This is a genomic window from Pseudomonas sp. LAIL14HWK12:I10, assembly GCF_900184205.1.
GTDB lineage: Bacteria > Pseudomonadota > Gammaproteobacteria > Pseudomonadales > Pseudomonadaceae > Aquipseudomonas > Aquipseudomonas kermanshahensis.
Genome location: NZ_FXWU01000006.1, coordinates 371,011 through 383,725 on the forward strand (window position 1 = coordinate 371,011; position 12,715 = coordinate 383,725).

11 protein-coding genes are annotated in these 12,715 nt (G+C 61.6%); 4 read left to right on the top strand and 7 right to left on the bottom strand.

Features of this window, described 5'->3' with window-relative positions:
• Positions 1-88: 88 nt before the first annotated feature.
• A complete protein-coding gene (locus tag QOS90_RS16250; protein ID WP_027593940.1) occupies positions 89-1,495 on the bottom strand; it encodes an MltF family protein in 1,407 nt (468 codons plus the stop codon).
• 157 nt (positions 1,496-1,652) lie between these two features.
• Between QOS90_RS16250 and QOS90_RS16255 the strand changes: the two genes are divergently transcribed.
• The 3 genes from QOS90_RS16255 (at position 1,653) to QOS90_RS16265 (ending at position 4,501) form a co-directional block, all read left to right on the top strand.
• Positions 1,653-2,450 (top strand): TatD family hydrolase, encoded by a 798-nt coding sequence (locus QOS90_RS16255; protein ID WP_027593941.1) that lies wholly within the window; start codon positions 1,653-1,655, stop codon positions 2,448-2,450.
• A gap of 115 nt (positions 2,451-2,565) precedes the next feature.
• Positions 2,566-4,044: a methyl-accepting chemotaxis protein gene (locus tag QOS90_RS16260; RefSeq protein WP_027593942.1), complete on the top strand. Its 1,479-nt coding sequence runs from the start codon at positions 2,566-2,568 to the stop codon at positions 4,042-4,044.
• An 88-nt stretch (positions 4,045-4,132) separates the two neighbouring features.
• On the top strand, positions 4,133-4,501 hold the full coding sequence (locus QOS90_RS16265) for an Mpo1-like protein (protein ID WP_027593943.1): 369 nt from the start codon (positions 4,133-4,135) through the stop codon (positions 4,499-4,501).
• Positions 4,502-4,517: 16 nt separating this feature from the next.
• Here the strand turns inward: QOS90_RS16265 and QOS90_RS16270 are convergent, their stop codons facing one another.
• The 3 genes from QOS90_RS16270 to QOS90_RS16280 all read right to left on the bottom strand — a co-directional run bounded on the left by QOS90_RS16270 (position 4,518) and on the right by QOS90_RS16280 (position 6,493).
• Positions 4,518-5,315: an acyl-CoA thioesterase gene (locus QOS90_RS16270; RefSeq protein WP_085273230.1), complete on the bottom strand. Its 798-nt coding sequence runs from the start codon at positions 5,313-5,315 to the stop codon at positions 4,518-4,520.
• Between the two features lie 117 nt (positions 5,316-5,432).
• A complete protein-coding gene (locus QOS90_RS16275) occupies positions 5,433-6,200 on the bottom strand; it encodes a CHAD domain-containing protein (RefSeq protein ID WP_027593945.1) in 768 nt (255 codons plus the stop codon).
• A 14-nt stretch (positions 6,201-6,214) separates the two neighbouring features.
• Complete coding sequence (locus tag QOS90_RS16280) at positions 6,215-6,493, bottom strand: hypothetical protein (RefSeq protein ID WP_027593946.1); 279 nt, start codon at positions 6,491-6,493, stop codon at positions 6,215-6,217.
• Positions 6,494-6,655: 162 nt separating this feature from the next.
• On the opposite strand from QOS90_RS16280, the gene QOS90_RS16285 reads away from it, so the two are divergent.
• Positions 6,656-7,696 carry a patatin-like phospholipase family protein gene (locus QOS90_RS16285; RefSeq protein ID WP_027593947.1) on the top strand — a complete coding sequence of 347 codons (1,041 nt, stop codon included), beginning with the start codon at positions 6,656-6,658 and terminating at the stop codon, positions 7,694-7,696.
• A 73-nt stretch (positions 7,697-7,769) separates the two neighbouring features.
• Here QOS90_RS16285 and QOS90_RS16290 read toward each other — a convergent pair whose 3' ends face one another.
• The 3 genes from QOS90_RS16290 to lon form a co-directional block, all read right to left on the bottom strand.
• Complete coding sequence (locus QOS90_RS16290; RefSeq protein WP_027593948.1) at positions 7,770-9,641, bottom strand: SurA N-terminal domain-containing protein; 1,872 nt, start codon at positions 9,639-9,641, stop codon at positions 7,770-7,772.
• Between the two features lie 182 nt (positions 9,642-9,823).
• Entirely contained in the window at positions 9,824-10,096 is a 273-nt protein-coding gene (gene hbs, locus QOS90_RS16295) for a non-specific DNA-binding protein Hbs (RefSeq protein WP_027593949.1), read from the bottom strand.
• Between the two features lie 152 nt (positions 10,097-10,248).
• Positions 10,249-12,645 (bottom strand): endopeptidase La, encoded by a 2,397-nt coding sequence (lon, locus tag QOS90_RS16300; protein ID WP_027593950.1) that lies wholly within the window; start codon positions 12,643-12,645, stop codon positions 10,249-10,251.
• Positions 12,646-12,715: the final 70 nt, after the last annotated feature.

A 12,715-nucleotide genomic window follows, 5' to 3' on the forward strand; every position in this document is an offset into this window, starting at 1 on the left:
AGTTGTGTTGGAATGGCGCCATCATAATCAATTCAATGAATATGAAAATCGCAAAAACCCCAACATAACAATCGACAAAATCGATTTGTCAGCGCTTGGCTACTCGTTCCAGAACGGCACGCTCACGGTTGAACGCCAGGAAGTACTTGTTGACACTGTTGACGAAGTTGACTGGCCCCATGCCCACCTGCTCCATCGCAATGCGCTCGGTCTGGAAGAACCACTGGTTGCCGTTGAGCCCCCGTCGGCGGGCTTCAGCACGCATCGCCTGGACCCGTTCAGGCCCCAGGTTATAGGCCGCCAGCACAAACGCCATGCGCTCTCGCTCGTTGATCTGGGCACTGGCAAAGAACTTTCGCCGGATCAGCGCCAGGTAGCGGGCACTGGCTTGGACGTTGCCATCGACCGTGGCGGTATTGCTCACCCCGACCCGTTGCGCGGCCGACGGGGTAATCTGCATCAGGCCATGGGCGCCGCCCGTGCCGCGGGCCGAGGGGTTGAGCGTCGATTCCTTGAAGGCGAGCGCGGCCAGGTTGAGCCAGTCGATCTGCTGCGCCTCGCCATGCTTCTGCAGCACCGCACGCACTGCGCTCAGCCGCTGCCGATCCTTGCTCGCCAAGGGGTTGTGTACGCGGTACTGGCGACGGTAGATGCGCTCGAACGCGGCATCCTGGTTATCCGGTGCGCGGTAACCCTGCAGAAAGCGATCGACGCTGGCCAGCAGTTGCGGGGCGTCGCGCCCCACGTACCAGCGCATGGCTTGCGGCGCCCCCAGGTGCACACGGCTGTCCAGGCGCAGACGCGGCATCACCCTGGCCCAACGCAGGGCAATCGGGCGCTCGACCACTGTCAGGTGATAGATACCGGCCTGGACCATTTCCAGCACGTCTTCCACCGCCAGGGTCGAGTCGACCCACTCCACCTTGATCGGCGCACGCTTGCGCAAGGCCAATTGCTGGTTCACCTGCTGGATCAAAGGCCCGGCGGCACTGGCACTGGTCAAGGCGACCGTACGCCCCGACAACTGCTCGACATGGCTGAAGCTGCGCTCGCCTTTGCGCCCGACCAGCATCAGCGGCACCTGGTCGAGCACCGGCGCGCTACTGCTGACGCCCCGCACCACCACCGGGTCGAGCAGTTCACCCGGGGCAGCCAAGTCCCCTTCGCCGCGCTGCAGGGCACCCAGCAACTGCTCTTTGGCGCGGGGGATGAGTTTCAGCTGAATCTGCTGCCCATCGCCAGCCCGAGCATTCAGGTAATGCTCAAGCGCGCGCAGGCGATAGTATTCGATGCCGACCGGCTCGCCCTTGACCTCGCCAGAGCTGTTGCGGCTTTGATTGACCAACACCCGCAGCACCTTGCTGCTACGGATCTGCTGGAGGTCACGCAGCTTGCTGGGCGGGATATTTTGCTGCGGCCCTGGCAGGCGTGCGTGGGCAGCACCGGCAGTGGTCAGCCCAAGCATCAGCAAGAAGGTCAGCAGGTATCGCAGCATGCGAAGCGTGTCCGAGGTCGGTGGGCGGCGTTCATGTGGCATCGCCGCTTCGTGATAAATGACGGCAGAAGACCACGGCAACAGCATGAAGTTCTTGGTTTTTTCCGAAAAACGCGGATTTTGCTATGCTGGCCGCCCCGCGGCACGAGATAGCACCATGCAACTGATCGATATCGGCGTCAACCTGACCAACAGCAGTTTCCACGACCAACAGGCGGCCATCGTCGAGCGCGCCATCGAGGCAGGTGTGGCGCAAATGGTCCTGACGGGCACCAGCCTGGCGGTCAGCGAGCAGGCGCTGGAGCTGTGCCAGCAGCTGGATGCAAGCGCTGAACACCTGTTCGCCACCGCTGGCGTGCACCCTCACGATGCCAAATCCTGGGATGCCAACAGCGAGCGTCAGCTGCGCCAATTGCTGAATGAGCAACGGGTACGGGCAGTGGGCGAATGCGGCTTGGACTTCAACCGCGACTTCTCCCCTCGCCCGCTGCAGGAAAAGGCCTTGGAAGCTCAACTGGCGCTGGCTGCCGAACTGGGCTTGCCGGTGTTTCTGCACGAACGTGATGCCAGCGAGCGCTTACTGGCCATCCTCAAGGGCTACCGCGACCAGCTGAACGGTGCCGTGGTGCACTGTTTTACCGGCGAGCGTGAAGCATTGTTCGCCTATCTGGACATGGACCTGCACATCGGCATAACCGGCTGGATCTGCGATGAACGCCGCGGAACGCACCTGCATCCCCTGGTCGGCAACATCCCGGAAGGCCGCCTGATGCTCGAGAGCGATGCGCCCTACCTGCTGCCGCGCAGCCTGAGGCCCAAGCCTAAAAACGGCCGTAACGAACCGGCGTTTCTGCCGGAGGTGCTGAGGGAAGTGGCGTTGCACCGGGGCGAGCCCGTGGAGCACACGGCAGCCCATACGACGGCGGCGGCACGGGCATTCTTTCGACTAGTCTGAGCTGGCCCCTGCCCTGTTTTTTCTTGATACATATCAAGAATGCCTCTGTCGGGTGCAGGCACAATGATGGCACCTTGCCAATATTGTTTCCGCTCAACTCAGAGAAGACCTGCCCATGGGTGCCTGGCTTAGCAATGTTTCCCTGAAGTACAAGTTCTGGGCCGTCAACGCGGTGGCCTTTGTCACGACCTTGCTGCTGGTGCTCTACGCCGTGCACCTGGAGCAACGCGCCCGCGCCGACGCGGCCCAGGCGCAAGCTGCGGCACAAGCTCAGCTGCTGTCCGCCTGGCCTGCCGGGCAAGCGCTGCCCCGGCAAGCCAATGTCATCAGCTGGTTGCCGGGCCAGACGCCACGTTTTGCTGGCGAACCGATCGAAGTTCTGCGCAACGCCCAGGGCTGGGTCGACCTGCCCGCCGCGTGGCTGCTGGGCGACAACCCGCTGCGCGGCGCCCAGGTGCTGCAACACGGCGACCAGCAGGTTGCCGTACTGGCCCAGTCGCCAAGCGTGCGCCAGGTGTTCTTCGAACGCTTCACCAACTACGCCGTGTGCGTACTGATCCTGATGCTGGCCATGCTCGGAGCTTCGCAGTTGCTGATCCGCTTCCTGCTCAGCCAGCTCAACACCCTCAAGGACGTCATGCTGCACGTGGAGAAGACCGGCGACCTGTCGGCGCGGGTGCCGTTGGCATGTGGCGACGAAGTCGGCCAGATGGCCGGGGCCTTCAATGCCATGCAGTCGACCTACCACCGTGTGGTCAGCACCGTGGCCCTCACCGCCGCGCAACTCGACGCCGGTGCAGCGCGCCTGGCGTCTAGCATGAACGACGTGCGCCACGGCATGCTCGGCCAGCAAAGTGAAACCGACCAGGCCGCCACGGCCATCAACGAGATGTCGGCCACGGTGCACCACATTGCCCAGCATGCCGGCGCTACCCGCGACCTGTCGCAGACGGCCGATACGCTCGCCGGCAGCGGCCAGGAAGTGGTTAGCCGCGTACAGGATTCGATCGCAGGGTTGTCCAGCGGCGTGCAGCAGACCGCCGAGATGATCCGCCAACTGGCCGAGGACAGCCAGAAGATCAACGGCGTGGTGGGGGTGATCCACAGCATTGCCGAGCAAACCAACCTGCTGGCACTGAACGCCGCCATCGAAGCAGCACGCGCGGGTGACTTGGGCCGCGGCTTCGCGGTGGTCGCCGATGAAGTACGCAACCTGGCCAAACGCGTGCAGACCTCGACCGACGAGATCACCACCATGGTCTCCGCGCTTCAGTCCGGCACCCGCGATGCAGTGGAGTTCATGCAGGAAAGCTCGTACAAGGCCGACGATTGCGTTAAACAGGCCCAGGCAGCCGGTGAGGCGCTGGCCGAGATTACCGGTGCAGTGGCGCAGATGCGCGAAAGCAATACGCAAATCGCCGTAGCTGCCGAAGAGCAAAGCCAGGTGGCCGAAGAAATGAACCGGGCGGTGGTGAGCATCCGTGATGTCACTGAACACACCGTGCAACAGACCGTCGGCTCGGCCACCACCAGCAACGAATTAGCGACCCTTGCTGGCGAGCTGAACAAGGCCATAGGCCAGCTCAAGCTATAGTCACCTTAGCGTGTCACGATAGCCAGGCTCGATTGGCCCCCTCCCGGGGGCCGCACTAAGCTTTGGGCATGACCGAGAGGAAATACCCATGAGCAAACGCCTGCCCAATCTGCCCGCCTGGCAATGGCGTGGCTATCACCACAATCATCGCCACCCGACCAACCTGGCGCTGCACCTGATTGCCGTACCTCTGTTCATTCTCGGCGTGCTGCTGGTGTTGTCCGGCCTTTTTGCCCTGGACTTGGGTCAGCTTGCCGTTGGCATCATTTCTCTGATCGCTGGCCTGGGCCTGCAACGTCACGGGCATCGACTGGAAGCCCAACAACCCGAGCCGTTCGCCAACCGCAAGGACGCCGTACAGCGCCTGCTGACCGAACAGTTCATCACTTTTCCGCGCTTTGTATTGAGCGGGGCCTGGTGGCGGGCTTGGCGCGAACGGCACAAGCATCGCCACTAAAGGCTGAAGCGGACCTCTAGGCGAAAACCGTAACCGTTTGACGGCTTAGCGCCAGTAACTCGCCCTCAGCCGACCAGAGCGCGGCGGCGGCATGCCCATAACCATCACGCGCGTATTCGGTCTCGACGCAATAGCGGCACCAGTCCAGTGTCGACAGCGTCGGCGTGGGCTGGATGAATTCGATGGTCCAGGTCAGCGTACTGCCGGCTGCCGGCTGTTTCAGGTGCGGCAACAGGCTCGGTGGCCAAGCATCTACCAAAGCCAGCAGGTGAGACACGTTCAACGCTTCGTCGGCGATGTCGCGCAAGCGTACCCAGCCGCCCATCTGCCGCGAATCGTTGCCACTGAATGGCAGCCCGCCCACCGCCCAGCGAAGGGCTACATGGCGCATGAATTCCGGGGTCACGCCTTTGATGTAAGGGGGTTCTGGGGCGGCTTGCTCCAGCGGTTTCATGGCAAACGCCGGTTGCGCCGGGATGTCGACCACCGAGGGGCGGCCTGCACCGAAATTACCCTGTACCAGCGTCACCACCTGCCCTTCCTGCACCGCTCGGCCAAGCAAGGTAGTGACAGCCTTGCCTTCACGCAGCACGTCGACCTCGAAACGAATCGGTACATCCGCCGCCGCGGGCGCCACGAAGCTGATGGCCAAGGAGCGCACAGGGCGGTCATCGGTCAGCTTCAGGCGCATTGCTTCATAGACCATGGCGGCCATCAACCCGCCGAAGGCCGCGCGGCCCTGGGCCCAGGTCGGGGGGACGGTTACCGATTCAGCATTCGCTCGCACGGCGTCGAGCAGTTCAGTGAAGTTCATCGCACGTAGGCTCCTGCAGCGTATCGATCTGGGGGCACGTAGTGCACGCGCCCTGCATCGAAACATACTAACCAGCCCGCCTGCACCGATCAGGCCCTAAATCGGTCATATGCCGGGCTATCGCTGCTTCAACGCCACCTGCAAAGCCTCCATCGTGAGGTCGGATTGACGCTCCGCCTCATGCAGCTCTTGCTCCCAGTCGATCTTGCACGGCGCCAGGTCGGCGTGCTCGCGCGCTTGCAGCAACCATTGCAGGCGGTCATGCCAAGTGCCCAGGTCACCCTGGGCCTTTTTCAGCAGGCGCTGCAGTTTTTTTCCGGCATGCTCGAGTTGCGGATAGGCCTCATCACCGTAGCGTGCACGCTTGATCAACAGCCGCAGCCGATGCCGATCGTGGGCCGGGTCTGCCAGTGCCTTGCGCAGCTTGCGCCATTGCTGAACCAAGCGTTTGTCGACGCGTTTTTCCAGCGCATCCGCCAGGCCCTCGCGATCCGCCGCACGCAGGAACAACGGAAACGCATCCACGATCGCCAGCAGACGGGTCAGTTGCGGGCTGCCAGCGACACTGGCAAAGGCCTTGCCCCGCCCTGCCAGCCGCCGCTGCCCGACCTCGACCAAGCCTCGCCCGACCAGCTCGGCCGCCAGCACCTCACGGTCACGCAACGGCGTCGTCAATGTGCCCAGGGACTTGGCAGCGGCCTCCAGCTGTTCGACACCCGGCAACCCCCGCAGCGGCCGCAGCAGGCTGCGCAAGCGCCGTACAGCGATGCGCAGGTCGTGCAGTGCCTCGCTGTCGGTATCCGCGGCAAGCCGCTCGCGGCAGGCCAGCAGGCGCACTTGCAAGGCCAGGATTTGTGAAACGACATGATCGAGCATGGCAGACATGGGACGCTCCTCGGTCAGCGGCCAGCGCGCGACTCACGAATGTAGAAACGCGCCTTCTCGGCCTTCTTGGTGCACCCTTCAAAACCTTCGAACTGCTGCTGGGTCTTGGCCCCCGTCAGCAGCGACAACGCCTTCGAATAACTGACAGTACCGGCAAACCCTTCGGCCTTGGCCAGGTCGAGCTCCTTCCAGGCGGCATCCAGCTGGGTCGCGCAGCTGTCACGGTAGGCCGTCTTGCCCGCACAGCCAGCAAGGGCCAGGGCAATCAGTGGAAGGCAGATCCAGGCTTTCATCGGTAATTCCTCAAAGTCAAAAGAGTGGCTGTTCGACGCATGGGCAAGCAAAAAGTGCCCGCGTGTGGGCTTTGCTTAGCGTAGATCAGCGCGGTCTACATTGAAGCACAGGCAGCAATGGGTGCATTGTTAAACCATGGTTGCACAGGCTGAGGGAAAATCATGAGTAAACGCGTGGCGCTGGTGTTGGGGTCGGGGGGTGCACGAGGGTATGCACATATCGGGGTGATCGAAGAAATAGAGCGGCGCGGCTACGACATTGCCTGCATTGCCGGCTGCTCCATGGGGGCAGTGATTGGCGGCATCTACGCCGCCGGCAAACTCGACGAGTATCGCAACTGGATCGAAAGCCTCGACTATCTGGATGTACTGCGCCTGGTCGACGTCAGCTTTCGCCTCGGCGCGATCCGCGGTGACAAGGTTTTCGGACAAATCCGCAAAATCGTCGGCGACATCAACATCGAACAGTTGCGCATTCCTTACACCGCCGTAGCCACCGACCTCACCCACCAGCAGGAAATCTGGTTTCAGGAAGGTTGCCTGCACCAGGCCATGCGCGCTTCGGCGGCGATCCCTAGCCTGTTCACCCCAGTGATGCAGGGCAACCGCATGCTGGTCGATGGCGGCATTCTCAACCCGCTGCCGATCGTGCCGGTGGTGTCCAGCCACTGCGACCTGATCATCGCAGTCAACCTCAACGCCACCAACCAGAAGCAGTACCAGTTGCCGGTGATCGAACGCCCGGCAGCCTTCAAGATGCGCTTCGATTCGCTGCTTAGCTCACTGGGTTCGCGCCTGCCGTTCCGGCGCAAGCCGGCGGAAGAACTGATACGTATCGAACAGGAAATCGTTGCCGAAGGCCTGGCCCCACCCAGCCCATGGTTGGCGGATGTCGCCGACCCGGAAGGCCAGCAGCCCGCAGCCGCGCCCGAGCGCGAAGGCGCACCCAAGTCGGCCACCGGCTCGTTCATCATCGACAACGTGGGGCCGGCTTCGCTGCTGGACCTGATCAACCAGAGCTTCGAGGTGATGCAGACGTCGTTGGCGCAGTACAAGATCGCCGGTTACCCGCCAGATGTGTTGATCAACGTACCGAAGCGGGTGTGCCGGTTCTTCGAGTTCTACAAGGCCCCCGAGCTGATCGCCCTGGGGCGGGAGATTGCGCGGGACACGCTGGACAACTACGAAGGGGTGAAGCGCTAGGAGGCCGCTCCTACAAAAGGCCGGAAACAAGACAGGCCGCATTATGCGGCCTGTCTTGTCATGCAGTGATCACTCAGTAACGGGTGATATCAGCATTGGCTTCGAGCTGCTTGCGGTAAGCCGCAAAGTCTTGCTGGCCGGCACGCGACGCGAGGTAGCGGCGAATCTGCTGCTTCTCTTCGTCGGTGGCGGCGGCGCCTTCGTTGACACCTTTGAGCTGCAAGACAACCAGGCTGCCATCGCCCAGGACCACGCTGCCGTATACCGGCTTGTCCTTGGCTTGCGGCTTGCCCAGGCGGAACACGGCCTGCAGTTCGGCCGGGTCGATACCCTCCTCACCGCGGGTCACCGCCTCGTAGGCTTTCCAGCCCTGCCCTTCATGGACGCTGCCAGCGGCAACAGAACCATCACGCAGGCCGGCAATCAGCTTGTCCGCCTTGGTCTTGAGCTCGGCAGTCGCCTTCTCCTTGGCCAGGTGTTCGCTGATGTTCTTGGCCACGGCTTCCAGCGGCAGTTGTTCTGGCTTGCGGTGCTCCTTGACGCGCAGCACCACGGTGGTTTCCGGATCGAGCTCGATGGCGGTGCTGTTGGCACCCTCTTCCAGCACTTCTTCCGAGAACGCCGCCTGGACTACCGCACGGTTGGCGGTGATACCTTCGCCACCCTCACGGCCGAAGGCTGCGGAGGTGTGCACCTTCAGGTTCAGGTCCTGTGCCGGCTGAGCCAGGTCAGACGCCTCGTACGCGGCATCCTGCAACTGCTTGCTGGCGTCGACGTAGCGCTGTTCCACCAGCGGGATCTTCAGGTCACGGGTGAGCTTGTCTTTCAGGCTGGCAAAGCTCGGTACTTCCGGCGCCTCGACACCCAGCAGCTTGATCAGGTGGTAACCGAACTCGGTGCGAACCGGGGCCGACACCTGGCCATCCTTCAGCTTGTACAAGGCATCTTCGAAGGCTGGGTCGTACACGCCCGGGCCGGCGAAGCCAAGGTCACCACCGCTGTTGGCCGAACCTGGGTCCTGGGAGAACTCCTTGGCCAGTGCGGCGAAGTTTTCACCCTTGGCCAGGCGCTGCTCGATCTCTTCGGCACGGGCCTTGGCCTGGGCGTCGGTGACCTTGTCGTTGACCTCGATGAGAATGTGCGCCGCATGGCGCTGCTCGGCGAGGTTGGCGATTTCTTTCTCGTACTGGGCCTTGAGTTCGTCGTCGCTGACCTTGACCTGGTCGAAGAACACCGACTTTTTCAGCTCGATGTAATCGATGACCACCTGGTCGGGCGACATGAATTCCTTGGCGTGCTTCTCGTAGTGCGCCTTGACCTCTTCTTCACTGACCTTGACCGCGGCCGGATCGGCCTTGAAGGTCAGGGAGGCGAAATCACGGGTCTGCTTCTCAAGGCGTGCAAACGCCTCGACCTGCTTGTCAGTGACGAAGCTGCTGCCGGCAAGGCCGGTACGCAATTGGCCAATGAGCATTTCTTCGGCGAGCATGTCGCGGAATTGCAGGCGGCCGTAGCCCATCTGGCGAATGACCTGGTCGAAACGATCGGCGTTGAACTTGCCGTCAACCTGGAATTCCGGGGTTTGCAGGATCACTTGATCCAGCGCGGCCTCGGAGAAGGCGAACTTGGCATCTTCAGCACCTTGCAACAACAGCTTGCGGGTGATCAGGCCTTTGAGCGCCTCATCACGCAGCAGCTTGTCATCCAGCAGTGCAGGGTCGAAATCCTTGCCCAGCTGTTGCATCAGCTGGCGGCGCTGCATGTCGGCCGCTTGGCTCAGCTCGTTCTGGCTGATGGTCTGGCCGTTCACCTTGGCGGCGTCCTGGCTATGGCTGGCAGCCTGGAAAATGGCCTCGAAGCCGGTCAACGCCATCAACACGACGATTAGGCCGATGATGGTCTTGGCAATCCAACCTTGTGAATTGTCCCTGATATTTTGCAGCATGCGTCCCCCAGAAACGGCTGTACCACTGCGTCGACAACCGCGGAGCGTGGGTAGAATCCTGATAAAAGAAAGGCGCATCCGAGGATGCGCCTTTTCTTAGCAAACGTGTCAGGCGGGAACGTTTGCGACCCGCCTTAACGTGCTCGGACCTGGCGAAGCCGGGCCCGGCTGAAAGAGACGACTTAGTTGACGGCGTCTTTCAGGCCTTTGCCAGCCTTGAAACCTGGAACCTTGGCAGCAGCGATTTTGATGGCGTTGCCGGTTTGCGGGTTGCGGCCGGTGCGCTCGGCGCGCTCCTTGACCGAGAAGGTGCCGAAGCCAACCAGAACGACGTCGTCGCCTGCTTTCAGGGCACCCGTTACGGAGTCGATCACAGCGTCCAGAGCCTTACCTGCGGTAGCTTTGGAAATGTCAGCCGATGCAGCGATAGCGTCAATCAGTTCCGACTTGTTCACTCTAAGTCCCCTTATTTCTCTATTGAGTTTGTTTCTAAGTATGTAATGAAAAGCGTATCAAACGAGTGCTGGGTGGCCTGATAACAATAGCGTGCCGCTTTATAGCAAGGCCCCGAAAAAACTGTCAAGGAAAGCCCCCCAGCCAAAAACTACTAATGCGTGCTGATTCTTTCCTTCGCGTCGCTGTCGCGCTTCTCTTCCTTCGCGACAATCTCCGGAGCCACATCTGGCAAGGGCTCCGGGGCGTATTGCAGCGCAATTTGCAGGACTTCGTCAATCCATTTGACCGGTTTGATCTGAAGATCCTGTTTGATATTTTCCGGAATCTCCTTCAGATCGCGAACATTCTCCTCGGGAATGATCACCGTCTTGATGCCACCACGGTGTGCCGCCAGCAGTTTTTCCTTCAACCCGCCAATGGCCAGCACCTGGCCACGCAGGGTGATCTCGCCGGTCATGGCCACATCGGCACGCACCGGAATCTGCGTCAGTGCCGACACCAGCGCGGTGCACATGCCAACACCGGCACTCGGGCCATCCTTCGGCGTAGCGCCTTCAGGCATGTGGATGTGCACATCGTGCTTCTCGTGGAAGTCGGCTGCGATGCCCAGGCTGCGGGCGCGGCTGCGTACCACGGTCTGCGCGGCAGTGATCGACTCGACCATGACATCGCCCAGGGAACCGGTCTTGATCAGCTGGCCCTTGCCAGGAATGACCACGGCCTCGATGGTCAGCAACTCGCCGCCCACTTGGGTCCATGCCAGGCCGGTCACCTGGCCGATCTGGTCCTGCTGCTCGGCGAGGCCGTAGCGGAACTTGCGCACGCCCAGCAGGTGCTCGAGCTGCTCGCTGGACACCTTGACCTTGACCTGCTTCTGGCCGGTATGTTCCTTGACCACCTTGCGGCAGACCTTGGCAATTTGCCGCTCCAGGCCCCGCACACCGGCTTCGCGGGTGTAGTAGCGGATAATGTCGCGGATCGCCGAGATATCGACCTCGAGCTCTTCCTTCTTCAAGCCGTTGGCTTTGACCTGCTTGGGCACCAGGTACTTGACTGCGATGTTGATCTTCTCGTCTTCGGTGTAGCCCGGCAGACGGATGACCTCCATCCGGTCCAGCAGCGCTGGCGGGATGTTCATCGAGTTGGAGGTGCACAGGAACATCACGTCCGAGAGGTCGTAGTCGACTTCCAGGTAGTGGTCGTTGAAGTTGTGGTTCTGCTCAGGGTCGAGCACTTCGAGCAGTGCCGAGGCAGGGTCGCCACGCATGTCACTGCCCATCTTGTCGATTTCATCGAGCAGGAACAGCGGGTTACGCACGCCGACCTTGGTCATCTTCTGGATCAGACGGCCTGGCATGGAGCCAATGTAGGTGCGGCGGTGGCCACGAATCTCGGCCTCGTCACGCACACCGCCGAGGGCCATGCGCACGAACTTGCGGTTGGTGGCAGCGGCAATCGACTCGGCCAGCGAGGTTTTACCGACGCCAGGCGGGCCGACCAGGCACAACACTGGGCCACGGATTTTCTTGACGCGCTTTTGCACGGCAAGGTATTCGAGAATGCGTTCCTTGACCTCTTCCAGGCCATAGTGGTCGGCATCGAGGATTTCCTCGGCCTTGGTCAGGTCCAGGCGCACCTTGCTCTGGGCCTTCCACGGCACCTGCACGAGCCAGTCGAGGTAGGAGCGAACCACCGTAGCCTCGGCCGACATCGGCGACATCTGCTTGAGCTTGTTCAGCTCGGCCTGGGCCTTGGTCAGGGCATCTTTGGGCAGGCCAGCGGCTTCGATGCGCTTTTTCAGCTCTTCGACTTCGTTGTGGCCTTCGTCGCCATCGCCGAGCTCTTTCTGAATGGCCTTCATCTGCTCATTCAGGTAGTACTCGCGCTGGCTGCGCTCCATCTGCTTCTTGACCCGACCACGGATGCGCTTCTCGACCTGCAACAGGTCGATTTCGGCATCCAGCAACGCCAACACGTGCTCGACGCGGGTCGCCAGGTCGACAATCTCGAGGATTTCCTGCTTCTGCTCGATTTTCAGCGCCATGTGCGCGGCCATGGTATCGACCAGGCGCCCAGGCTCTTCGATGCTGTTCAACGAGGACAGTACTTCGGCAGGGACTTTTTTGCCCAACTGCACGTACTGTTCGAACTGCGACAGCAACGTGCGCACGAAGACCTCCGACTCGCGCTCGGCGGCGTCGACTTCATCGATCAGGGAGACTTCGGCACGGATGTGCCCTTCCACTTCCGTGAAGCGCTCTACCGCGCCACGCTGCTCGCCCTCTACCAGCACCTTGACGGTGCCATCAGGCAGCTTCAGCAATTGCAGTACGGTGGCAACGGTGCCGACGCGGTACAAGGCATCTTCGCCTGGATCGTCATCGGCTGGGTTTTTCTGGGCCAGCAGCAGAATCTGCTTCTCGCCCGTCATCGCGGCCTCTAGGGCTTCAATGGATTTTTCGCGCCCCACAAACAGCGGGATGACCATGTGCGGGTAAACAACGACATCGCGCAATGGCAAAAGAGGCAAGTCGAGGGTGGTCTTCATGATTTCGCCTCTAACAGCGGCCTTGATGGCCGGAAACCGGTGGAAATGATGCTTGGACCTAATGTGGGGG

Coding starts and splice junctions, on each gene's coding strand:
- QOS90_RS16250 (WP_027593940.1), bottom strand. CDS start 1,495: ATGCTGCGATACCTGCTGACCTTCTTGCTGATGCTTGGGCTGACCACT.
- QOS90_RS16255 (WP_027593941.1), top strand. CDS start 1,653: ATGCAACTGATCGATATCGGCGTCAACCTGACCAACAGCAGTTTCCAC.
- QOS90_RS16260 (WP_027593942.1), top strand. CDS start 2,566: ATGGGTGCCTGGCTTAGCAATGTTTCCCTGAAGTACAAGTTCTGGGCC.
- QOS90_RS16265 (WP_027593943.1), top strand. CDS start 4,133: ATGAGCAAACGCCTGCCCAATCTGCCCGCCTGGCAATGGCGTGGCTAT.
- QOS90_RS16270 (WP_085273230.1), bottom strand. CDS start 5,315: ATGAACTTCACTGAACTGCTCGACGCCGTGCGAGCGAATGCTGAATCG.
- QOS90_RS16275 (WP_027593945.1), bottom strand. CDS start 6,200: ATGTCTGCCATGCTCGATCATGTCGTTTCACAAATCCTGGCCTTGCAA.
- QOS90_RS16280 (WP_027593946.1), bottom strand. CDS start 6,493: ATGAAAGCCTGGATCTGCCTTCCACTGATTGCCCTGGCCCTTGCTGGC.
- QOS90_RS16285 (WP_027593947.1), top strand. CDS start 6,656: ATGAGTAAACGCGTGGCGCTGGTGTTGGGGTCGGGGGGTGCACGAGGG.
- QOS90_RS16290 (WP_027593948.1), bottom strand. CDS start 9,641: ATGCTGCAAAATATCAGGGACAATTCACAAGGTTGGATTGCCAAGACC.
- lon (WP_027593950.1), bottom strand. CDS start 12,645: ATGAAGACCACCCTCGACTTGCCTCTTTTGCCATTGCGCGATGTCGTT.